We start from the raw sequence: 22,205 nt of genomic DNA on the forward strand, positions 1-22,205 counted from the left end.
ATCTCCCGGTAGATGGCGACATCCGGACCGAATCGCCGCCGCCCCCTTCAGCGATCGGTGTCCTTCGGATGGCGAGGCGACGCGTAGACCAGCCACGGACGGCGTCCGTGGTGCCGAAGCGGACCTCCCATTGACCGTCAGGCGCGGGCACCGTGACCCGGTCACCACGTTCAGGACTCATATGGTGACGTCCACCGGACCGAAATCTCCCTCTGTCGGAGTCTGCGCCGCATCGCGAACAGCAGGGTCGGCCTTGATTCGCGCAGTCGCCCGCCAACCTGCGATCGTTTCCCGAACAGCCGAATCGGCATCCAACTCAGCAGCATCGGAAAGGACTTCGGCCAGTTCGACCGTGAAGTCCTGGAGTTCCTGCTCGGAGAGGTGCCGCACCCACGGAAATACATCCGGCACGGCCAGACGCAAAGTCGCGGCAGCCCGGTCATGCTTGAGCAAGGCCAGAAACAAACGGGACGCAGCGGATAGTGACTCGTCACGCACGCTTGGCCGTTGGTCGCACGCACGCCTGGCCGCATATCCCGTGCAGGTCTGCAAACGAACGTCGGGTGCGAACCAGCTTGTGGAAGCGCGCCGGTGACACCGAGCGCGCGACCCAAGGCTGATATGGTTCGCGTCATGTCAGGCGCTTCAGCTTCCGCCGCTTGCGCGGCAGTGACCAGGACGACCCGCTAGCGGCGGGACGTTCTACGCACAGACCTCCTCTTCCGGGACGTCCGGCCGCTTCGTGATCAGTCCGGAGCGGCACTTTTGTGCTGCTCAGATACTTCTCTGAGTAACGGAGCACCTGATGTTCTCAGGCATTCTCTCTGCACGCGGGCACAGCCCGTCCACTGCGCGCTCGTGGCTCGTGCTAGGCGCGATGTCGATGCTGCAGTTCTTCATCGCGGTCGATGTGACCGTGGTCAATATCGCGCTGCCCTCGATCGGCGCGGACTTCGGCGTGGGTGATCACGCCCTGACCTGGGTCGTGGTCGGCTACACCATCGCCGGTGGCGGGCTGCTGATGCTCGGTGGGCGGTTGGGCGATCTGCTCGGGAGGCGCCGCGTGCTCCTGGCGGGCACCAGCTTGTTCGGGGTCGCGTCGTTGCTGGCGGGGCTGGCACCGTCCTTCGGCCTGCTGGTTTTCGCGCGTCTGCTGCAGGGGGCCGGTGAGGCCATCGCCCTGCCGGCCGCGATGGCCACCATTGTTCTGCTCTTTCCCGAAGGACGCAGCAGGTCACGAGCTTTGAGTGTGTGGGCGGCGGTGGCGAGTTGCGGGCTGGTGCTCGGTTTCGTCCTGTCCGGAATCATCACCGCGCATCTGGGCTGGCGGTGGATCTTCTTGATCTCGGTGCCCTTCATCCTGGTCGTCGTCGTGGCAGCTCTCGTTCTTGTCGAACGAGACCGGCCGGACACCCGCGTATCCGGGCCGCTCGACATTCCGGGAGCGCTCCTGCTGATGGCCTGCCCGCTGCTGTTCACCTTCGGTGTGGTCCAGGCCGGTGAGCCCGGAACCTCGAACTGGGTACCGGCGGCTTCGCTGGTAGGTGCGGTACTGGCCGCGGCCGGATTCGTGCGGGTGAAAGCCAACTCACCGAACCCGCTACTGCCGCTGGGATTCTTCGCCCACCGTGCGCGGGTCACTGCGAACCTGACCACGATGCTGCTCAGTGGAGCACTGTCGACCTCGTTCCTGCTGTTCACGTTCTATCTCCAGGACTATCTGGGGATGGGGCCGTTGGGAGCCGGACTCACCATGCTCCCGCTGGCGGTCTCGCTGATCGCGTTCTCCATGCTCGTGCCCCGGCTGCTGGGCCGCTGGGGAGCCCGGGTCTGTGTGCTGGCGGGGCTCGGTTTCACCGCGGGCGCAATGGCCGTCATCGGGGTCGTCGCTGCCGTGGATGCGGGAGCGCCGTGGCTGATTCCGGCGATGCTGCTCATCGCGGCCGGGATGGGTTTCGGGATCGTCGGGCTGCAGTACATCGCGGTCAGTGGTGTGACCGACGACGACGCCGGAATCGCCTCGGGCGTGCAACGGGCCGCCGACCAGCTCGGCGGCGCCACCGGTGTGGCGGTCTGCGTCGGAATCGGTTTCGCTCCCGCCCTGCACACTGCCGACCCGTTCCTGATCGCCACGCTGCTGGCAGGTGCCGGACTGGTCGCAGGTGTCCTGGTGCTCCGGCGTACGCCCGAACCGTCCATCGCGGACGTGCACGGGTAAGCCGGGGAGTGAGCCCGCCCGCACCCGAAGTGCCGCGCGGGCAGCTCGGAAGCATGCCGGTGTGCGTCGCCGGATCCGGGCTCGGGCTCGGGCTCGGGCTCGGGCTCGGGCTCGGGAGAGCATCGGCGAGATGGTTGCCCGGCCCGTACTTTCGACCTACCCACGCGGCCGTGGCGAGGAATCGTCCATCGTGTGCGTAGGTTTCGCGGCCCTCCTGTACGACAGCGTCCGGGTAGAGTCGGCCCGGACCACGACCGCGGAGGTTCGATGCTCGAGGTAACGCATCTGGTGCGCCGGTTCGGCGACAAGACAGCTGTCGACGACGTGTCGTTCGAAGTGGAGCCTGGCGCGCTCACCGGGTTCGTCGGTGGCAACGGCGCAGGCAAGACCACCACCATGCGAATGATCATGGGTGTGCTGGCCGTCCACGGCGGCGAGGTGCGCTGGGACGGGCGGCCGGTAACGGCCGCCGATCGGCGTTCGTTCGGGTACATGCCCGAAGAGCGGGGCTTGTATCCGAAGCAGCCGGTGCGGGATCAGTTGGTGTATCTGGCGCGGTTGCGGGGGCTTTCGGTGGCCGAGGGTAGGCGGCGGACTTCGGAACTCCTGGAGCGGTTCGGGCTCGGGGACCGGGGGAAGGACAAGCTGGAATCGCTGTCGCTCGGTAATCAGCAGCGGGTGCAGATCGCGGCGGCGGTGGTGGCGCAGCCGGCGGCGCTGGTGCTGGACGAACCGTTCTCCGGATTGGACCCGGTGGCGGTCGATTCGATGGCGGAACTGCTGGCCGAATACGCCGGGCAGGGTGTGCCGGTGCTGTTCTCCTCGCATCAGCTGGATCTGGTGGAACGGCTGTGCGATCGGCTGGTGATCCTCGCGAATGGGCGGGTCGTCGCGCAGGGTTCGGCGGCGGAATTACGGGAGGCCGGTGCGCTGCGGTACCGGCTGAAGGCCGGGTCCGATACCGGCTGGTTGAACGAGTTCGCGGGGGTGAGTGTGGTCGAACGCAACGGGGCGGGAGTGTTGCTCGAGTTGAGCGGCGCGACCACCGATCAGGTGCTCACCGAGGCGCTGGCACGCGGATTGGTGCAGGAATTCGCCGAGGTGCGGCCGTCGGTCTCGGAGATCTTCCGGGAGGTGACGGCATGAGCGGGGCGGGCAAGTCGGATATCGCGCCGCGCGGGGTGTGGCGGATCGTCACCGAACGTGAAGTCATGGTCAAACTGCGCGACCGCAATTTCTTGATCTCGACGGTCATCACGATCGCGGTGATCGTTGCCTCGCTGGCCATCAGCGGATTCATGAGCGGGCGCACCGAAACAGTCGATATCGCGGTCACCGGGCCCGACGCGGGTCAGGTCGTGCAGACGGCCGGTGGTCTCGCCGACCTCGCCGACAGCAACGTCGCCTTCACGAGCACACCGGTGGCCGACCTCACCGCAGTCGAACAGCAGGTCCGTGACGGGGAGGTCGACGCGGGCCTCGTCGCCGGACCCGAGGGGTGGCGGCTCATCGGCAAGGAGTCGGTGAACGACGACGTCAACACCTACGTGACCACTGCCGCACAGCAACTCGCGCTACAACGCAACGCCGAAGCAGCCGGCACCTCGCTGGAAGAACTCGGCCGGGGCGGCCAGGTGACCTACGACGTGCTCGACGAGTCCGCCGTCGACCCGGGTTTCGCGCAGATCATGACATTCGTGTTCGCGTTCCTGTTCTATGTCGCCTCACTCCTGTTCGGTATGTCCATCGCGCAGAGCGTCGTCGAGGAGAAGCAGAACCGTATCGTCGAGATCCTGGCCAGCGCGATCCCACTGCGGCAGTTGCTGATCGGGAAGATCATCGGCAACACCCTGATGGCCTTCGGGCAGCTCGTCCTGTTCGCGGGCGCGGGCCTGGCCGGGTTGGCGGTGATGGGAAACACCGAGTACGTCACCCAGATCGCGGGTGCGGCCGGTTGGTTCATCGTCTTCTTCGTCGTCGGTTTCCTCGCCCTGGCCAGCCTGTGGGCTGTGGCCGGCTCGCTGGCGACCCGTAACGAGGACCTGCAATCGACCTCCACCCCGCTGAGCATGCTGATCATGATCGTGCTGTTCCTCGGCATATTCGCCTCCGGCACCGCACAGACCATCACGTCCTACGTGCCGATCGTCTCCATCGTCGCCATGCCCGCCCGCCTCGCCGAAGGCACGGCCGCATGGTGGGAGCCGTTGGTTTCCCTCGCCATCATGGCGGCCACCGCCTACGGAATCGTGGTCGTCGCGGAACGCATCTATCGCCGCTCACTGATGCAGACACAAGGACGCCTGACCTACCGCCAAGCACTCAGCGTCGAGGACTGACCGGCGACGCCGACTGTTCGGCAGCCGGTACGGGTCAGAGGGGAATGATGCGGACCGTCGGACCGCACAGTGTGGACATATCGTCGGCATCGCTGGTCAGCACGACCACTGGAGTGGGCTGACGTAACGCCATCTCCGCGACTACGGCGTCGATGGCGTACTTGTGGCCGTGGAGTCCGGTATCGAGCAGTAGTGCCGAGGCGGCCCTTGCCGCAGTCTCGTCGACGGGTTCGATCCGAATACCCGACAACAGCCAGTTCAGGCGTGCCCGGTTCGTTTTCCGGTGCGTCGCCTCGATGATGGTCAGCGCGCTCACGACGATCTCCATGCCACGCGCCCGTGTTTCCGCGACCAGTGCGACGACGGGAACGGAATCGTCCACCAGCCGGGACAATCCCTGACAGTCGAGTACCGCAGTACCTCCCTGTGCAGGGGCCGGGCGACGGGATGCGGGTGGGGTCAGCTTGCCGTGGGCCATTGCCCCGGCTCGGCCAGCGCACGGTCGAACGCTTCCTTTGCTCGCTGCCGTTCGTCGGGCGGTAGCGGGCCACTGCGCTGCTCGTAGTCGGCGAGGTATTCGTCGAGGATCAGGCCGCGCAATTCGCGCTCGACCGCCGAGGCGACGAACGAGGAGAATTCCCGTTTGCCCACGCGGCGCCGGACGGCCTCGGCGGTTCCCTCGGACAGCGACAGGCTGATCCGCGTCGCGGGCCCTTCGCCGATGCCGTACTCCTGTTCGCTCACGTCACCGATATTATCAAACTGATTAGGAAATAGAGATCGCCGAAAAAGGGCCCTTCCGCAATCGCGGAAGGACCCTTTTCAGCGCTGTATCAGCGAACCGCTCAGGCGGTTTCGGTGATCGGGCGGTCGACCCAGCTCATCAGGTCGCGCAGCTTCTTACCGGTGACCTCGATCGGGTGCTCGGCGTTGGCCTTGCGCAGGCCCTCGAGCTCCTTGTTGCCACCCTCGACATTGGCGACCAGGCGCTTGACGAAGGTGCCGTCCTGGATGTCCTTGAGGATGTCCTGCATACGCTTCTTGGTGTCGGCGTCGATGACCCGCGGGCCCGACAGGTAGCCACCGAATTCGGCGGTATCGGACACCGAGTAGTTCATGCGGGCGATGCCGCCCTCGTACATGAGGTCGACGATCAGCTTCAGCTCGTGCAGCACCTCGAAGTAGGCCATCTCCGGGGCGTAACCGGCCTCGACCATGACCTCGAAACCGGTCTTGACCAGTTCCTCGGTGCCACCGCAGAGCACGGCCTGCTCACCGAAGAGGTCGGTTTCGGTCTCTTCCTTGAAGGTGGTCTTGATGACGCCGGCGCGGGTGCCGCCGATGCCCTTGGCGTAGGACAGCGCCAGGGCCTGGCCCTCGCCCTTCGGGTCCTGCTCGATGGCGATCAGGGCGGGCACGCCCTTGCCGTCGACGAACTGGCGCCGCACCAGGTGGCCGGGGCCCTTGGGGGCCACCATGCCGATGGTGATCTCGGCGGCCGGCTTGATCAGGCCGAAGTGGATGTTGAGGCCGTGGCCGAAGAACAGCGCGTCGCCGTCCTTCAGGTTGGGCTCGATGTCATTGGTGAAGATCGACGCCTGGGCGGTGTCGGGGGCCAGCAGCATGATGACGTCGGCCCACTCCGAAACCTCGGCGGGGGTGCCGACGGTCAGGCCGGCCTCTTCGGCCTTGGCCCGAGACTTGGAGCCTTCCTTGAGGCCGATACGGACCTCGACGCCGGAATCGCGCAGGCTCAGCGAATGCGCATGCCCCTGGCTGCCGTAACCGATCACCGCGACCTTACGGCCCTGGATGATCGACAGGTCGGCATCGTCGTCGTAGAACATCTCGACTGCCACTTGGTGGTATCCCTTCTGACTTATATTCGAACCCGCGAAACGCGGGAAACGGTAAACGAGGTGTGAAAGACGGCCGGGCGCGGGGTGCGCCCGGCCGTGGTTCAGCGGGTGGCGGTGATGGATTTGGGTCCGCGGCCCACGGCCACCACCCCGGATTGCACGATCTCGCGGATGCCGTACGGCTCGAGCATCCGCAGCAGGGCATCGAGCTTGGAGCGGGTGCCGGTCGCTTCGACGGTGAGGGCGTCGGGCGAGACGTCGATCACCTTGGCGCGGAACAGGTTCACCGATTCGATGACCTGGGTGCGCACGCTGGCGTCGGCGCGGACCTTCACCAGGATCAGTTCGCGGGCCACCGAGGTCTCCGGATCCTGCTCCACGATCTTGATGACGTTCACCAGCTTGTTGAGCTGTTTGGTGACCTGTTCCAGCGGAAGATCGTCCACGGTGACCACGATGGTCATCCGGGAGATGTCCTTGACCTCGGTCGCGCCCACCGCCAGGGATTCGATATTGAATCCGCGGCGGGAGAACAGGCTGGCCACGCGGGCCAGCACACCGGGCTTGTCCTCGACCAGGACGCTGAGGGTGTGGGTTGTGCTCACTGGGGGTTCCCCTCGGTCTCGTTCTGCTCCCGGGTCATGGCTTCGTGGATGACGGCCGGTTCGGCGACCTGCTCGTCCTCGTCGAACAGCGGGCGGATCCCGCGGGCGGCCATGATCTCGTCGTTACTGGTGCCGGCGGCGACCATCGGCCACACCTGAGCGTCCTTGCCGACGATGAAATCGATCACCACGGGGCGGTCGTCGATCGACTGCGCCTCGCGGATCGCGGCCTCCACGTCCTCTTCCTTCTCCACCCGGATACCGTGGCAGCCCAGCGCCTCGGCCAGCTTCACGAAATCCGGGATACGCAGGCCGTGGGTATTGAGGTCGGTGTTGGAGTAGCGCTTGTCGTAGAACAGCGTCTGCCACTGCCGGACCATGCCCAGGTTGCCGTTGTTGATCAGCGCGACCTTGATCGGCACACCCTCCACCGCGCAGGTGGCGAGTTCCTGGTTGGTCATCTGGAAGCAGCCGTCACCGTCGATCGCCCACACCTCACGGTCGGGCATACCCATCTTGGCGCCCATGGCCGCGGGTACGGCGTAACCCATGGTTCCGGCGCCACCGGAGTTCAGCCAGGTGCGCGGCTTCTCGTACTTGACGAACTGGGCGGCCCACATCTGGTGCTGTCCGACGCCCGCGCAGTAGATGGCCTCGGGGCCGGCCAGGCGGCCCAGGGTTTCGATGACGTACTCCGGTGAGAGCGCGCCGTCCGACGGTGCGGTCCAGCCCAGCGGATAGGACTCGCGGATACCGTCGAGGTAGGTCCACCAGGCGGTCAGGTCCAGTTCGATACCGGCCGGATCGGCACGCAGGGTTTCGATCAGTTCGGTGAGTACCTCGCGGCAATCGCCCACGATCGGGACATCGGCGTGGCGGTTCTTGCCGATCTCGGCGGGGTCGATATCGGCGTGGATGATCTTCGCGTCCGGAGCGAAGGAATCCAGCTGGCCCGTGACGCGGTCGTCGAACCGGGCGCCGAGGGTGATCAGCAGATCGGATTTCTGCAACGCCGCCACCGCGGACACGGTGCCGTGCATACCCGGCATACCGAGGTTCAGTGTGTGACTGTCGGGGAACGCGCCGCGCGCCATCAGGGTGGTGACCACCGGGATCCCGGTGAGTTCGGCCAGTTCCAGCAGTTCGGCCGACGCCTCGGACTTGATCACACCGCCACCGACGTAGAGCACGGGCGCGGTGGACTCGGCGATCAGCCGGGCCGCCTCGCGCACCTGCTTACCGTGCGGTTTGGTGACCGGGCGGTATCCGGGCAGCCGCATCTCCGGCGGCCAGCTGAAGGTGGTCTGTTCCTGCAGCACATCCTTGGGGATATCGACCAGCACCACGCCGGGACGCCCGCTGGAAGCCAGGTAGAAGGCCTCGGCGAGCATGCGCGGGATATCGATACCTTCCTTGATCAGGAAGTTGTGTTTGGTGATCGGCATGGTGATGCCGGAGATATCGGCTTCCTGAAAGGCGTCGGTGCCGATCAGGCTGCGCGCGACCTGGCCGGTGATCGCGACCATCGGGACGGAGTCCATCTGGGCGTCGGCGATGGGGGTCACCAGGTTGGTCGCGCCCGGACCGGATGTGGCCATACACACACCCACCTTGCCGGTGGCCTGCGCATAACCGGTGGCCGCGTGGCCGGCGCCCTGCTCGTGCCGCACGAGCACATGGCGCACCTTGGTGGAATCGAAGAGGGGGTCGTAAACAGGCAGTACCGCGCCGCCGGGAATACCGAATACGGTGTCGACGCCGAGCTCCTCGAGGGAGCGGACGACGGACTGCGCGCCGGTGACCCGCTCGGGCGGGACCTGGCGGCGGTTCGCCGGGGTGGTCGGAGCACCGGCCGAGGCCGGCGGGTTCGAAGGCGCGGGCTTGCGGGCCGCGGGCCCGGGCCGGGTAGTTGGTGCGCTCACCGTCTTGGTTCCTTACTGCTTGTCGTTACGACTCATTCTGGTCTTCTGTGTCCTTTGTTCGACACCCAGGCTCCTGACATAAAAAGACCCTCGACCGCCAAGCTGGCCGAGGGAGGGTAGCCCGTCCAACATCACGCCGACCATCCGGCAGTCTGCCCGATGTTGGACGGGCCGACCGATCACGAGCAACTCGTTTTCGGTTGATTCGCACCACCTGTGCGTGTGGTGCAGATTGACGCCCTTCCCGGCCCGAGGGACGAGAACTCCTACCACGCGAACGAGACGCGTCTCGGTGGGTTCCTGCTTCACCGACGATGGCCGAAATCTCCGGTCTTACATAGTCTCCACAGGCGTTTAGCCTCTCCGTCCGCCCGGCGGCGAGGATGCGCACAGCATAGCAGCAGGCTGTACCCTGCTCTAAACCTCATGCACCCTGATGCGAGGATGGTGGTGTGTCATCACCGCATCAGTCCGTGCCACCACCGGAATCGTCCCATATCCCCGCTGCCGCGGAGGTAACGGGTGGGGATACGGCGCCGCCGGGACCGACCCGTGTGATCCGCACGACACGGCTGTCCTTCCTCGGGGTCGTCATCCTGGCGATGTGCGTGTTCTTCCCGATCGTCGGCTGGCCGGCCGCACTGTTCTGGCTGGCGCTGATCCCGATCGCCGCCATCGTCTGGATTCTGCGGACCCAGACCACGGTATCGCCCAACGGCCTGGACCTGCGCTCGGTGTTCTCCTCCCGGCATATCGACTGGGAACAACTGAAGGGACTCAGCATCCCCAAACGCGGCTACGTGCGCGCACACCTCGCCGACGACACCGAGGTGCCGCTCCCCGCGGTGAGCTACGACCGGCTACGCGATCTGGTGGACGCCTCCGCCGGACGGATCCCCGATCCCTTCGCCCTCCCCGACGCCGACCCTGCAGATGAGTCCGGCGCGGAGTCCACCGGCGACGATTCAGGCGACACCGATCCGGAGTCCGCTTCCGGCCGGGAGTAGCCTGAGAAAACGCCGATCGCACCTCCAGCAGCGGTCATCCGCGGCCGGGCGATACGGCGTCGTCGCATTGTCCAGCCCCGCGACCAGACCGAGGACACCCATGCCAGCGCTTCGTTCCCGCACCACCACTGTCGGCCGTAATGCCGCCGGGGCCCGCTCCCTGTGGCGGGCCACCGGTATGACCGATTCCGATTTCGGTAAGCCGATCGTCGCCATCGCCAACTCCTACACCCAGTTCGTGCCCGGGCACGTACACCTCAAGGATGTCGGCGAAATCGTGGCGGAAGCGATCCGCGAAGCCGGCGGGGTACCGCGCGAATTCCACACCATCGCCGTCGACGACGGGATCGCGATGGGTCACGGCGGCATGCTGTATTCGCTGCCCAGCCGCGAAATCATCGCCGACTCCGTGGAATACATGGTGAACGCGCACACCGCCGACGCGCTGGTGTGTATCTCCAACTGCGACAAGATCACTCCGGGCATGCTGAACGCGGCCATGCGGTTGAACGTTCCCACCGTGTTCGTTTCCGGTGGGCCGATGGAGGCCGGTAAGGCCGTGGTCGTGGGTGGGGTGGCGCAGGCGCCCACCGACCTGATCACCGCCATCTCCGCCAGCGCGAACAGCGAGGTGACCGAGGACGGGCTCACCGAGGTCGAGCGCAGCGCCTGCCCGACCTGCGGTTCCTGCTCCGGCATGTTCACCGCGAACTCGATGAACTGCCTCACCGAGGCACTGGGCCTGGCCCTGCCCGGCAACGGTTCCACGCTGGCCACGCACGCCGCGCGGCGGGCACTGTTCGAGCGGGCCGGCCGGGTCGTCATCGATATCGCCAACCGGTGGTACCGCGACGACGACGCATCCGTGCTGCCGCGGAGCGTGGCGAACGAGAAGGCCTTCCGCAATGCGATGGCGCTGGATGTGGCGATGGGCGGATCCACCAACACCGTCCTGCACGTCCTGGCCGCCGCGCAGGAGGGCGAAATCGATTTCGACCTGGAGAGCATCGAGGAGATCAGCCGGCGGGTACCGACCCTGTCGAAGGTGGCGCCGAACTCCGACTATCACATGGAGGATGTGCACCGCGCCGGTGGAATCCCGGCGATCCTCGGCGAACTGCATCGCGGCGGGTTGCTCGAAACCGAGGTGAGCACCGTGCACACCCCGACCGTCGACGAATGGATCGACACCTGGGATATCCGCTCGGGTAAAGCCTCCGAGGAAGCCCTGGAACTGTTCCATGCGGCACCCGGCGGTGTGCGCACCACCGAACCGTTCTCCACCGACAACCGCTGGTCCTCGCTGGACACCGACGCCGCCGGTGGCTGTATCCGCGATATCGAACACGCCTACACCGCCGAAGGCGGGCTGGTGGTGCTGCGCGGCAATATCGCCCTGGACGGTGCGGTTCTCAAAACGGCGGGTATCGACGAGGAACTGTTCACCTTCGAGGGCCCGGCCGTGGTGGTCGAATCCCAGGAGGAAGCCGTTTCGGCGATCCTCGGTAAGAAGATCCAGCCCGGCGATGTGGTCGTCGTGCGCTACGAGGGCCCGGCCGGTGGACCCGGTATGCAGGAGATGCTGCACCCCACCGCCTTCCTCAAGGGTGCGGGTCTCGGCAAGGTGTGCGCGCTGATCACCGACGGCCGGTTCTCCGGCGGCACCTCCGGCCTCTCGATCGGGCATATCTCCCCCGAAGCGGCCAGCGGCGGCACCATCGGCCTGGTGGAGAACGGCGACCGGATCCGTATCGACGTCACCACCCGCACTCTCGAGGTACTGCTCGACGATGCGGTGCTGGCCGAACGCCGCGCCAAAATGGAGGCCCGGGAACGCCCGTGGCAGCCGGTGGACCGGCAACGCCCGGTCACCACGGCACTGCGCGCCTACGCGGCCCTGGCGACCTCCGCCGACAAGGGCGCGGTCCGGCACGTGCCCTGAGTCTCCCCGGTCGCGAACAACGGCCCGAAGCGAAACGACGGCGTCCCGCTCCAGGTGAGCGGGACGCCGTTGGCGTTTGAACGGTGCGACAGCGCCCGATCACCGCAGCCGGGACGGCCGCCGTTCACCGTCGAATCGCTCGCCGTTCCACGGAGGTCCGGCGGCTGTGCCCGACTCAGTCGCTACCGGCAGGCAGGTGCTCCGCTGCCTCAGGCAGCGCTGTCGACGCGACTCGGCACACCCCGGCCGACAGCACCGGGCTACTCGACCCGAACTACTCGAAGGGGCCGATACCGGTGAGCGGGTTACCGTCCTGGAGGTACCAGTAGGTGAAGATGGCGGCGGCGAACGCGAGAACCAGGACCACAAGGGAACCCGCACCGGGGCGGGTGGCCCAGCTGCGACCGCGGTCCAGCGCCCACCGGCCGGGGCCGGTGAAGATGATGGCGATCGCGGCGCCGGCGAGGACGGTGTCCAATTCGACCGCGCCCGGGCCCTGGCTGTACTGGAAATCCGGGTGCATACCCTGCTTGAACATCCAGGCGTCCAGGATTACCGCGAGCACCGCACCGGCGGCCAGCGGTGTGGCCAGACCGAGGATCAGCAGGATGCCACCGCCCACCTCACCGGCGGTGACCAGTGCGGCGGCGATGGACGGGTGGTCCCAGCCGCCCTGTTCCATCATCTCCTTGGTGCCGTCCATCCCCGGCCCGTCGAACCAGCCCGTCAGTTTCTGCAGGCCGTGGTACAGGAATGTGCCACCGACCACGAGACGCAGAATGAACAAGCCCAGATCGAGGGTGCCGCGGCGACCGTCCCCGTTCCGGCGGCGCAAACCCCCGTTGGGCTGGGTGCCCGCCGGAGGGATGCTCGCGTAGGAATAGGTCCTGTCGTCGTCGACACCGGCCGGACCGCCCGGGCCGGGGGTATCGGTCGGTTTATCGCCGGGAGCAACAGAAGCCATCGCCGGTATCTCCTTGGTCATGGCCACCTTGGGGAACTGGCCGGTAGGGAAATCGTATGGGCTGCCGACCCCGCCCGCCGTCGTCGATACCGCACGCTGTTCGGCGGTGGACGGGCTGTTACCGGGCCGCGCGGATTCGGACGGCGCGGAGCCGTTTCTCGGCTTGGCACTCACCCTTCAACAGTAGGCCGATCCAGCGCCGCGGGCGTTCTGAATCCACGGCGTGTCCGCGCCACTGCGTGCGTGTCCGTGTCCGTCTGCATACCGCCCACGGTCACATATACACCCCGGCGGCGCGCGGTCTCGGCGACCGAGGGCCGCCGCCGAGGATGGTCGCCACCCAAGACGGCGAGCACAGCGCCGGGTGACCGGGTGGTCACGAACCAGGCCGGCCCGTCGGCGACGCGACCGATTCGGCGGGCAGCTGCCGAAACGCCCGCCGCTGCCCACTCCGGACGGGGGCATGGGGGCGCGACCAAAGGGATTTCCACTACGTTGGGGGGTTATGAGGTCGGTTGGCGCGCGGCGCGTGACGGTGGGGCTGGTATGCGGGGCGTTGTTGCTCAGCGGGTGCGCGCGTTTCGACGATTCCGCGTCCAGCCCGTTCACCGAGGAACCGACCCTGGACGCGGCCGAGCTCGAACCCCCGAAGCAGCGAGCACCCGAATCTTCGACCACCCGGCCGAGCGGTCCGTGTATCGACCCCGACCCGGCCGTGGTGGTCAGCTGCCTGGACACCACCGGCGGACTGGTCGAACTCGGCGGCTACGCGCTGGTGACCGAACGCCGCACCGGACGCATCCTGAAGGTGGCACCGGAGCAGCCGCCGGTCGAGGTCGCCCGGGTCGACGTGGACCCCGCGGGCGACGGCGGGTTGAGCGATATCGCCATCTCCCCCACCTATCACGAAGACGGGCTGCTCTACGCCTACGTCACCACCGCGAGCGATAACCGGGTGGTCCGCATCGCCGAGGGCGGCGGCCCGCCGAAACCGGTGCTGACGGGAATCCCGAAGGGCGCCACCGGGAATCGGGGCGCCATCGAATGGTCGTCACCGGATCAGATGCTGGTGCTCACCGGTAACGCCGGCGATCCGGCGGCCGCGGCGGATCCGGCCGGTACGGCGGGCAAACTGCTGCGGGTGAAGAACCCCACCTCGAACGGGAACGCACCCACCGAGGTCGCGCTCTCGGGTATCGGCTCGGCCGGGGATATCTGCCTGGGCGGCGACCAGATCTGGGTCACCGACCGCACCCCCGCCCTGGACCGCCTGCAGCGCATCGGCCCCGACGGTGTCGCCACCACCGCGTGGACCTGGCCGGACCGTCCCGGAGTCGCCGGCTGCGCGGTCACCCCCGACGGTATCGCGATCGCCCTGACCGACGCGAAAGCCCTCGCCATGGCAACACCGGACCCCACGACCTACGCGGTGACCGCACCGCCGAGTGTTTTCTTCGCCAACAAGTACGGCCGGATGCTCGGCGCCAGCCCGGCCATGGACGGCACCATCTGGGTCTCCACCGCGAACAAATCCGAAGGCGGTCAGCCCACCCCGAACGACGATCGCGTCGTCCGCATCCCGCCGCCGACCGCCGGCGGTGGTGGCGGCCCGGACTAGGTATCCGTGTCGAGATGAGTGAGGGCGGTCCAGAAGGGCCGCCCTCACTCGTCTCCCGGTAATTCGGGCTGACGACCAACCGCACCAACGTGGTTCCGTCGAGGGCGACGTGGCCGACCGGGCGAGATCGTGGCGTTATGCCGCATCCACATCAAATGTGCCGTCATTCAGCGGTACACCATTTTCGTCGACCGACCACCCCCGCCACTCCGGTACAGCACACATAAACCCCTGAGCCCCACCACATTCACGGGCTATCGCCATGAATGAGAAGGTGCGGCTACCCCTTGTGTGACGCCCATCGCCTATCGTACCGTTACATAGCGGCGCATCGATTAAGGGGAAATGGCACACGGCGTCGAAACAACTAGTGCTCCGTCACACCACAGCGGCGGCACGGTGGCAAACCTCGATCGACACCCATCGACCGAGTCGCGCAGACACACCATGCCCCGCGGACGGCACTCGAACGAGAGACCGACAAGGACCGCCCGGTCCATTCGAAGACAATCCGCATCCCGGGACTCAGGCGTCCGGGTCGTGTCCGGAGGTAGCAATGTCCGCAACCCGCACAAGCCCAACACCGGAAGCCGAGGTTCCGAGTAGTGATACCGGTACGCCCACAACCGAGGCCGGTGCCACCACCGCCCCCACCGGCCTGAAGAAACTCCTCGATACCTCCCGCATGGGCAATACCCCCACCATCGCCGGGGTGGTAGCGCTCGCGCTCGGCTTGATCGTCCTCGGACTCGTTTCTCCGGGAACCATTCCCGGAGAAGGCCAGCACATAGGTGCGTTCAGTCTGCTGCCGGCGGTGGTCACCCTGGTGGTGGTCTTCGCCACCAAGAACGTGGTGGCCGCACTGTTCCTGGGCGTCATCACCGGCGGTGTCGTCAGTGCGCAGTACAACGTCGTCGACGGTTTCATGCTCCCGGCACTGGGCACCGTCTCGTTCGCGACGATTCTCCTGGTGTACCTGTGGGCGCTGGGTGGATTGATCGGCCTGTGGACCCGCACCGGCGGCGCCCAGGCCTTCGCGGAGCTGGCGGGTCGCACGCTGGTTCGCGGCCCGGTCAGTGCCCGGATCTTCGGATGGCTCGTCGGCGTGCTGTTCCACCAGGGCGGCACGATTTCGACGATCCTTGCCGGCACCACCGTGCGGCCGCTCACCGATAAGCACAAGGTGTCGAAGGAAGAAGTCACCTACATCGTCGACTCCACGGCCTCCCCGATCGCGACGATACTTCCGTTCAATGCCTGGCCGCTGTACGTCGCGGGCCTGGTAGTCGGCACCACACCGCTTTTCCTCGACGAGAACGACGGCGTCGCGTTCTTCATCAGCTCGATCCCGTTCAATTTCTACGCGATCTTCGCAGTGCTGGCGACGCTGCTGTTCGCCTGGGGAAAACTGCCCTGGGTCGGCGGTGCGATGCGGAAAGCGATGCACCGGGCGCGCACCACGGGACAGCTGAACGCCCCGACCGCGAAACCGATCACCTCCGAAGAACTGGTCACCCTGAAGCTGCCGAAGGACTACAAGCCCGGCGTGATCGACTTCGCCCTTCCCATGGGCGTACTGCTGGCAGTCGTGATCGGCTCCTACATCCTGACCGGCAACGTACCGATCGCCCAGGGATTCGGTCTGGCGGTAATCGTCGCGATCGTGCTCGCGCTGATCAAGGGACTCCCGCTCGGTGAAGCCATCGACGGATTCGTCGACGGCTGCAAGGGCGTGACCGTCGGTGCGCTGGTGCTGGCCCTGGCCGTAACGCTCGGATTCGTGTCCAAGCAACTCGGCACCGCGAACTACATTGTCGAAACCACATCGGATCTGGTGGTTGGCCCGCTGCTCCCCGCCATCCTCATGGCCATCTGCATGGCGGTGGCTTTCTCGATCGGATCGTCCTGGGGCACCTTCGCCGTCGTCTTCCCGATCGCGATGCCGCTCGCCTACTCCATCGACCCCAGCCCGACGTTCATGCACCTGTGCTTCGGCGCTGTGGTCGGCGGTGCGGTGTTCGGCGACCAGTGCTCACCGATCTCCGATACGACGATCATGTCGGCCCTGGCCTGCGGCGGCGATGTCATGGACCACGTGAAAACCCAGCTGCCTCTCGCGCTGGGGGCAGCCGGGCTGGCCGCCCTCACATCCACCGGCATTGCTTTCGCTGTTCTGTGAGGGCTCTCCCGGAAAACTGAACAACGGTTGAACCCGGTTCCGGCCGCCTGCGACGTCTATCGGACGCCGCAGGCGGCCGGAACCGGTTGGCTGCCGATCAGCCGGGCTGTTCGCCTCAGCTCGAGCAGGCCGCGAGGACGAGTTCGCGGACGCGGGCCGCGTCGGCCTGGCCGCGGGTGGCCTTCATGACATCGCCGACGATCTTGCCGGCTGCCTGCACCTTGCCGGAGCGGATCTTGTCGGCGATATCCGGGTTGGCCGCCAGTGCCTTGTCCACCTCGGCCTGCAGGGCGCTGTCGTCGCTGACCATGCCGAGGCCTTTGCTCTCGACGATCGCGCCCGGGTCGCCCTCGCCGTCGAGCACCAGATCGACGACCTGCTTGGCAACCTTGTTGTTCACCGTTTTCGCCTCGACCAGGGCGATCACCTCGGCGACCTGGGCCGGGGTGATCGGCAGATCCTCGAGGGAGCCGCCGCGCTCGTTGGCCTTCTCGGTGAGGTAGGCGACCCACCAGGAGCGGGCCTCCTTGGCCGGGGCGCCGGCGTCGACGGTGGCGATGATGAGGTCCAGGGCGCCGGCGTTCACCAGGTCACGCATGACCTCGTCGGACACACCCCAATCCGATTGGATACGCGCGCGCCGCAGCCACGGGTATTCGGGGATGGTGCCCCGCAGACCTTCCACCCAGGCCGCGTCGGGGGCGACCGGCTCCAGATCCGGTTCGGGGAAGTACCGGTAATCCTCAGCGGTTTCCTTGCGGCGGCCCGGGGAGGTGGAGCCGTCCGCTTCGTGGAAGTGGCGGGTCTCCTGGATGATCTCCCCGCCGGTGGCGAGAACCGCCGCCTGACGGCGCATCTCGAACCGCACCGCGACCTCGACACTCTTGAGCGAGTTCACGTTCTTGGTCTCGGTGCGGGTACCGAACACCTCCGCGCCGACCGGCATGAGGGAGACATTGGCATCGCAGCGCAGCGAACCGTGTTCCATCCGGACATCGGAAACGTCCAGGGATTTCAGCAGATCGCGCAGCGCGGTCACGTAGGCGCGTGCCACCTCCGGCGCCCGGTCACCGGCACCGGTGATGGGTTTGGTGACGATCTCGATCAGCGGGACACCGGCGCGGTTGTAGTCGAGCAGCGAATGGCTGGCGCCGTGGATCCGGCCGGTGGCACCGCCGACGTGCACCGATTTACCGGTGTCCTCCTCCATATGAGCGCGTTCGATCGCGACCCGGAAGGTGGTGCCGTCGTCCAGCGGGACATCGAGGTAGCCCTCGGTGGCGATGGGCTCGTCGTACTGGCTGATCTGGTAGTTCTTCGGCTGATCCGGGTAGAAGTAGTTCTTGCGCGCGAACCGGCCCCACGGCGTGATGGAACAGTTCAGGGCAAGGCCGATACGCACGGCCGACTCCACCGCCTGCTGATTGACCACCGGCAGCGAACCGGGCAGGCCCAGGCATACCGGGCAGACCTGGGTATTGGGGTCGGCGCCGAACGTGGTGGGGCAACCGCAGAACATCTTGGTCGCGGTGGACAGCTCGACATGGACCTCCATGCCCAGCACCGGCTCGTACCGGGTCACGACATCGGCGTAATCCATGAGTTCGACGGTGGGTGCGCTCATGGAGCACAGTCTATGCGCGCAGGTATGAAGGCCCGGCGGTCACCTCAACCGGCCGGTATCCGTTCGCCGAGCCAGCCGGTGACGGTATCGAGAACCGCCGGGTCGATGGTGGTCTCGATGGATTCGTATTCGCTGGGCAGGCCGGTGTAGGCGGGCTGCATGAGATGGTTCAGCCCGTCGAAGACCGGGACGTCCGCGTCGGGATTGCCCGCCAGCAAGGTCCGCATGGTCTCCACATTCGGGTCCGCGGTCACCTGGGCGTCCTTCGACCCGTAGAACGCCAGCACCGGCATCCGCAGCGCCGACAGGGCCGGTGCCGGATCGTAGGACACCAGCGCAGCCATATACGGCGTGTTCGCAGCGGTGAGCGATTCACTGGCGGCACGCAACTCGGCCGACAGCGCACGGTTGTAGGTTTCGGAGAGCCGGGCGGCCTTGGTGAGCTGACCGGCGCGCAACGCAGCGGTCCAATCGGTCAGGAAAGCGCGATGGGCGTCGACCTGCTCCGGGGTCGCACCGGCGGCGCCGAATGCCCGGGTGCCCTGGTCGAGGACGATATCGGTACCCGTGATCGCCGGCGCGGCCATGAGCATCACGAACGCGATCCCGTTCGAAGGTCGCGCGGCGACCAGCGGGGCGAGGTATCCGCCCTCGCTGTGCCCGAGCAGGCCGATACCGTCCGGATCGATCTCGGGGCGGCCGCGCAGATAGCCGAGGCCGGCTTCGATATCGGCGGACAGATCGTCGTAATCGGCCTGGTTCAAGTTGCCGCCGGTCCCGCCGACACCGCGGTCGTCGGTGCGCAACACCGCATAACCCGCGCGGGTGAGCGTATCGGCGAGCAGCAGGAACGGGCGGTGACCGGCGAGTTCCTCGTTACGGTCCTGCGGGCCGCTACCGGTGATCAGGACGACGGCGGGCACCGGTGCGGCGGTATCGGGCCGGGTCAGTGTGCCCGCCACGGTGATACCGCCGCTCTGGTACGAAACCTCCTCGGAGAGATAGGGATACGGTGGATGCGGCTCCTGCGGACGCGCCGGTGGTGGCACCGGCGCACGGTTCAAGGTGAGTCCGAAAGTCTGCCCGGCCTGGCGGAAATCGCCGACGATCGCGCCGACGGATTCGTCGAGCCGACCGGCGAACCGGGGGTCGCCGGGGACATCCGGAACCCCGAACCGCACCTCGCCAGGGTCGGCCACGACATCGCTCAGGGGGTGCTGCGTCATCTGCTGGGCGGGGATATCGATGACTCCGCTGTGGCGGCCGGTGAATTCCACCCCTACCACCACCGGAGCACCGGGCACCTCGATGGCGCCGTGCCACTGCCCGGCCACGCGCTCATCGGCCGGACCGTCGCCGCAGCCGACAAGCATCGAGACGAACAACCACACAACCACTACCGGCAACGCTCCCTTGCCATGGCGCATGGGCTCGACTGTATCGCCGGTGCGTTGTTCGGGGACGTCTTCGGAGGTGCGGGTCGGGGCGCGGCGGCGGTGCCGGTCCCCGACCCGCCCCCTGCGCCACCATCGCCGGGGTGCTGACGACCTCTGGTCACGAGGTAGACCATCCGTGGAGGGCGGGGCGGTAATTTTGGAGACGCTCCGCGTCTCGAGGGGTGGGGCCTTTGGGCCCGGTTCTTCACTCCTGCGCTCCTCCGCTTCGCTCCCCCGCTCCGTCGCTCCAGAACCGGGCGGGCCCCACCCCGGGTAGGTGAACCATCCGGATGTGCAGAATGGGAGCGACGTCGCATGTGGCAGGGCGGTTACGGTGGGGCCGCACCGCTCTGGCACGGACTACCCGAAGAAGGCCTGTGCTTCCTCGTAGCGGTCGGCGGGGACGCGCTTGAGTTGTTTGGTCGCTTCGTGCAATGGGACCAGGCCGATCTCGGTGCCGCGCAGGGCTACCATCTGCCCGAAGTGCCCGGCGTGCACCGCTTCGGCGGCGTGCAGGCCGAAACGGGTGGCCAGGACCCGGTCGTACGGGGAGGGGCTGCCGCCGCGCTGCACGTGGCCGAGCACCGTGGTGCGGACCTCTTTGCCGATCCGCCGCTCGATCTCCATCCCGAGCTGCTGGGCGACTCCGGTGAACCGTTCGTGCCCGAATTCGTCCACCCCGCCCTCGCGCAGGGTGAACCCGGAATCGGGGGCCGGATGCGAACCCTCGGCCACGACACAGATGAAATGTTTGTCCCCACGCTGGAAGCGGCGTTTGATCAGCGCGCAGACCTCGGTGACGTCGAACGGCTGCTCGGGTACCAGGGTCAGGTGCGCGCCCGCCGCCATGCCGGAATGCATCGCGATCCAGCCGGCGTGCCGGCCCATCACCTCGATGAGCATCACGCGCTGATGGGATTCCGCGGTGGTGTGCAGGCGGTCGATGGCCTCCGTGGCGATGGACAGCGCGGTGTCGTGGCCGAAGGTGACATCGGTGCAATCGATATCGTTGTCGATCGTTTTCGGGACGCCGACCACCGGAACACCTTCCTCGGACAGCCAACTGGCGGCTGTGAGGGTGCCTTCCCCGCCGATCGGGATGAGCGCTTCGATGCCGTTGTCGTCGAGGGTCTGCCGGATCCGGCTCAGGCCGGCCAGCAGGACGTCCGGGTTGGTGCGGGCGGTACCGAGCATGGTGCCGCCCTTGGCGAGCAGGCGATCGGTGCGGTCATCGTTCTGGATGCGGATCTTGCGGTCTTCGAGCAGCCCCCGCCAGCCGTCCTCGAAGCCCACTACGGCGTCGCCGTAGCGGCCGTTCGCCGTGCGGACGACGGCACGGATCACCGCGTTCAGTCCCGGACAGTCCCCACCGCCGGTCAGGATTCCGATGCGCATGGCGCCCATCTTGCCCGGTTCCGGCCCGCCGCGCCGCCTCGGGCCCGTGAATGTCGGGTAACGCCCGCGCCGGCCGCTGTCAGGCCGGGCAGGACCCGCCGGTGAACTCGCCCAGATGCTGCGAGATGAGACCGGCCATCTCGTCGAGCAGGTTCATCCCGTCGGAAAACGTGCCCGAATCCGGTTGCGCGGCAAGCGCGACCGCGATCGTGCCGCCGGTGACCGGGACCAGGCCGAACTGACGCACCAGATAGGCGCCGTCCGGGTCGGGACCCCAGCCGCCCTTGAAATCGGCCTCGGCGAAGACCGAGCCCAGCCCCCACTGCTGGTTCGCGCTCACCGAACCCATCAGGTCGATCACCGTATCGGCGCCGGGCAGGCACGGAAGCCGGGACGCGAACCGCACCTGATCGGCCAGCGACCACTCGGACTGGCCGAACGCCGAATACCCCGACCGGACGACTTTCTCCTGGACCACGGTCGTATCGTCGCCGCCCTCGCGCAGGACGGCCTGCACCGCATCCGCGGCGGCGCGCGGGGTCCCGAGATTCGACCACAGGCTGTCGGCAGCGGAGTTGTCGGAGGCGGTGATGGCGGCCGAGGTGGCATACGTCTGCCCGCCCGGGTTCTTGCGCTCGGCGGCGACAACCAGCGGAACCTTCATCGTGGACCAGGCCGGGCCGGTGGTCCATTTCCCCATCCCGACGAGACGCTCCCCGCCCACCGGCATGATCGCCAGCCCCAGTTCACCCTTCTGCGAACGCTCCAACTCGACGAAATCGGCGGCCAGCGTGCCGGGGACAGTGATCAGTACCTCGGCGCCGGGCATATCGGCCGCGGCCGCCTGGGTGACCGAAGTCGACGGCGCCGGAGGTTCGGTGGTCTCGGATCCGCAGGCGGTGACAACCGCCGCGGTGAGCAGGCAACCGAGCAGGGCGAGCGGGCGCCGGGCCGGAAAGAGTTCCCGTTTCTTCTCGGTCGACACAACTCTGCCCATGACTATTGCGATCTCCCACGTCTCGTACCCGGTCGAAGCACCGTACTTCATCGGCGACCATAGCCCGGCCCGGATCGGCCCGCGAACTGTGCGCGGCACC

18 protein-coding genes are annotated in these 22,205 nt (G+C 67.1%); 7 read left to right on the plus strand and 11 right to left on the minus strand.

Annotated elements, in window-relative coordinates:
- Nucleotides 1-177 precede the first annotated feature (177 nt).
- The gene (locus ON22_RS18305; protein ID WP_033241280.1) at nucleotides 178-498 is read right to left on the minus strand and encodes a hypothetical protein; all 321 of its coding nucleotides are present in this window, start codon (nucleotides 496-498) and stop codon (nucleotides 178-180) included.
- 379 nt (nucleotides 499-877) lie between these two features.
- Here ON22_RS18305 and ON22_RS18310 point away from each other — a divergent pair, with 379 nt between their 5' ends.
- The 3 genes from ON22_RS18310 to ON22_RS18320 all read left to right on the plus strand — a co-directional run bounded on the left by ON22_RS18310 (nucleotide 878) and on the right by ON22_RS18320 (nucleotide 4,557).
- Entirely contained in the window at nucleotides 878-2,218 is a 1,341-nt protein-coding gene (locus ON22_RS18310; RefSeq protein WP_033241279.1) for an MFS transporter, read from the plus strand.
- Nucleotides 2,219-2,485: 267 nt separating this feature from the next.
- Nucleotides 2,486-3,364: an ABC transporter ATP-binding protein gene (locus ON22_RS18315; protein ID WP_033241278.1), complete on the plus strand. Its 879-nt coding sequence runs from the start codon at nucleotides 2,486-2,488 to the stop codon at nucleotides 3,362-3,364.
- A complete protein-coding gene (locus ON22_RS18320; protein WP_051157768.1) occupies nucleotides 3,361-4,557 on the plus strand; it encodes an ABC transporter permease in 1,197 nt (398 codons plus the stop codon). The genes ON22_RS18315 and ON22_RS18320 overlap by 4 nt, the downstream gene beginning before the upstream one ends.
- A 34-nt stretch (nucleotides 4,558-4,591) precedes the next feature.
- Here ON22_RS18320 and ON22_RS18325 read toward each other — a convergent pair whose 3' ends face one another.
- The 5 genes from ON22_RS18325 to ON22_RS18345 all read right to left on the minus strand — a co-directional run bounded on the left by ON22_RS18325 (nucleotide 4,592) and on the right by ON22_RS18345 (nucleotide 8,943).
- Nucleotides 4,592-4,939 carry a PIN domain-containing protein gene (locus tag ON22_RS18325; protein WP_231507905.1) on the minus strand — a complete coding sequence of 116 codons (348 nt, stop codon included), beginning with the start codon at nucleotides 4,937-4,939 and terminating at the stop codon, nucleotides 4,592-4,594.
- A 77-nt stretch (nucleotides 4,940-5,016) separates the two neighbouring features.
- Nucleotides 5,017-5,301, minus strand: coding sequence for a hypothetical protein (locus tag ON22_RS18330; protein WP_033241277.1), 285 nt, complete (start codon nucleotides 5,299-5,301; stop codon nucleotides 5,017-5,019).
- A 101-nt stretch (nucleotides 5,302-5,402) separates the two neighbouring features.
- Nucleotides 5,403-6,404, minus strand: a complete 1,002-nt coding sequence (gene ilvC, locus ON22_RS18335) for a ketol-acid reductoisomerase (RefSeq protein WP_174375603.1) — start codon at nucleotides 6,402-6,404, stop codon at nucleotides 5,403-5,405.
- A 113-nt stretch (nucleotides 6,405-6,517) separates the two neighbouring features.
- A complete protein-coding gene (gene ilvN / locus ON22_RS18340) occupies nucleotides 6,518-7,021 on the minus strand; it encodes an acetolactate synthase small subunit (RefSeq protein ID WP_033241275.1) in 504 nt (167 codons plus the stop codon).
- On the minus strand, nucleotides 7,018-8,943 hold the full coding sequence (locus tag ON22_RS18345) for an acetolactate synthase large subunit (protein WP_033241274.1): 1,926 nt from the start codon (nucleotides 8,941-8,943) through the stop codon (nucleotides 7,018-7,020). The genes ilvN and ON22_RS18345 overlap by 4 nt, the downstream gene beginning before the upstream one ends.
- Nucleotides 8,944-9,395: 452 nt before the next feature.
- Here ON22_RS18345 and ON22_RS18355 point away from each other — a divergent pair, with 452 nt between their 5' ends.
- On the plus strand, nucleotides 9,396-9,950 hold the full coding sequence (locus ON22_RS18355) for a PH domain-containing protein (protein ID WP_033241272.1): 555 nt from the start codon (nucleotides 9,396-9,398) through the stop codon (nucleotides 9,948-9,950).
- 100 nt (nucleotides 9,951-10,050) lie between these two features.
- Entirely contained in the window at nucleotides 10,051-11,892 is a 1,842-nt protein-coding gene (gene ilvD / locus ON22_RS18360) for a dihydroxy-acid dehydratase (protein ID WP_033241271.1), read from the plus strand.
- 274 nt (nucleotides 11,893-12,166) lie between these two features.
- On the opposite strand, the gene ON22_RS34695 is transcribed toward ilvD, so the two are convergent.
- Entirely contained in the window at nucleotides 12,167-13,030 is an 864-nt protein-coding gene (locus ON22_RS34695; protein WP_051157771.1) for a DoxX family protein, read from the minus strand.
- Nucleotides 13,031-13,361: 331 nt separating this feature from the next.
- Here ON22_RS34695 and ON22_RS18370 point away from each other — a divergent pair, with 331 nt between their 5' ends.
- Together ON22_RS18370 and ON22_RS18375 are read left to right on the plus strand one after the other, a co-directional pair.
- The gene (locus tag ON22_RS18370) at nucleotides 13,362-14,474 is read left to right on the plus strand and encodes a PQQ-dependent sugar dehydrogenase (RefSeq protein ID WP_033241270.1); all 1,113 of its coding nucleotides are present in this window, start codon (nucleotides 13,362-13,364) and stop codon (nucleotides 14,472-14,474) included.
- Between the two features lie 556 nt (nucleotides 14,475-15,030).
- Entirely contained in the window at nucleotides 15,031-16,653 is a 1,623-nt protein-coding gene (locus ON22_RS18375) for a Na+/H+ antiporter NhaC family protein (protein WP_086007762.1), read from the plus strand.
- Between the two features lie 115 nt (nucleotides 16,654-16,768).
- Here ON22_RS18375 and gatB read toward each other — a convergent pair whose 3' ends face one another.
- From gatB to ON22_RS18395, 4 genes are all read right to left on the minus strand, one after another.
- Nucleotides 16,769-18,277 carry an Asp-tRNA(Asn)/Glu-tRNA(Gln) amidotransferase subunit GatB gene (gatB, locus tag ON22_RS18380; protein WP_033241269.1) on the minus strand — a complete coding sequence of 503 codons (1,509 nt, stop codon included), beginning with the start codon at nucleotides 18,275-18,277 and terminating at the stop codon, nucleotides 16,769-16,771.
- 44 nt (nucleotides 18,278-18,321) lie between these two features.
- Nucleotides 18,322-19,704, minus strand: coding sequence for an alpha/beta hydrolase family protein (locus ON22_RS18385; RefSeq protein ID WP_033241268.1), 1,383 nt, complete (start codon nucleotides 19,702-19,704; stop codon nucleotides 18,322-18,324).
- Between the two features lie 369 nt (nucleotides 19,705-20,073).
- A complete protein-coding gene (locus tag ON22_RS18390) occupies nucleotides 20,074-21,108 on the minus strand; it encodes an ATP-dependent 6-phosphofructokinase (RefSeq protein ID WP_033241267.1) in 1,035 nt (344 codons plus the stop codon).
- 79 nt (nucleotides 21,109-21,187) lie between these two features.
- The gene (locus ON22_RS18395) at nucleotides 21,188-22,156 is read right to left on the minus strand and encodes a serine hydrolase (protein ID WP_231507904.1); all 969 of its coding nucleotides are present in this window, start codon (nucleotides 22,154-22,156) and stop codon (nucleotides 21,188-21,190) included.
- Nucleotides 22,157-22,205: the final 49 nt, after the last annotated feature.

Source organism: Nocardia carnea NBRC 14403 (genome assembly GCF_000308515.1).
Taxonomy (GTDB): Bacteria; Actinomycetota; Actinomycetes; order Mycobacteriales; family Mycobacteriaceae; genus Nocardia; species Nocardia carnea.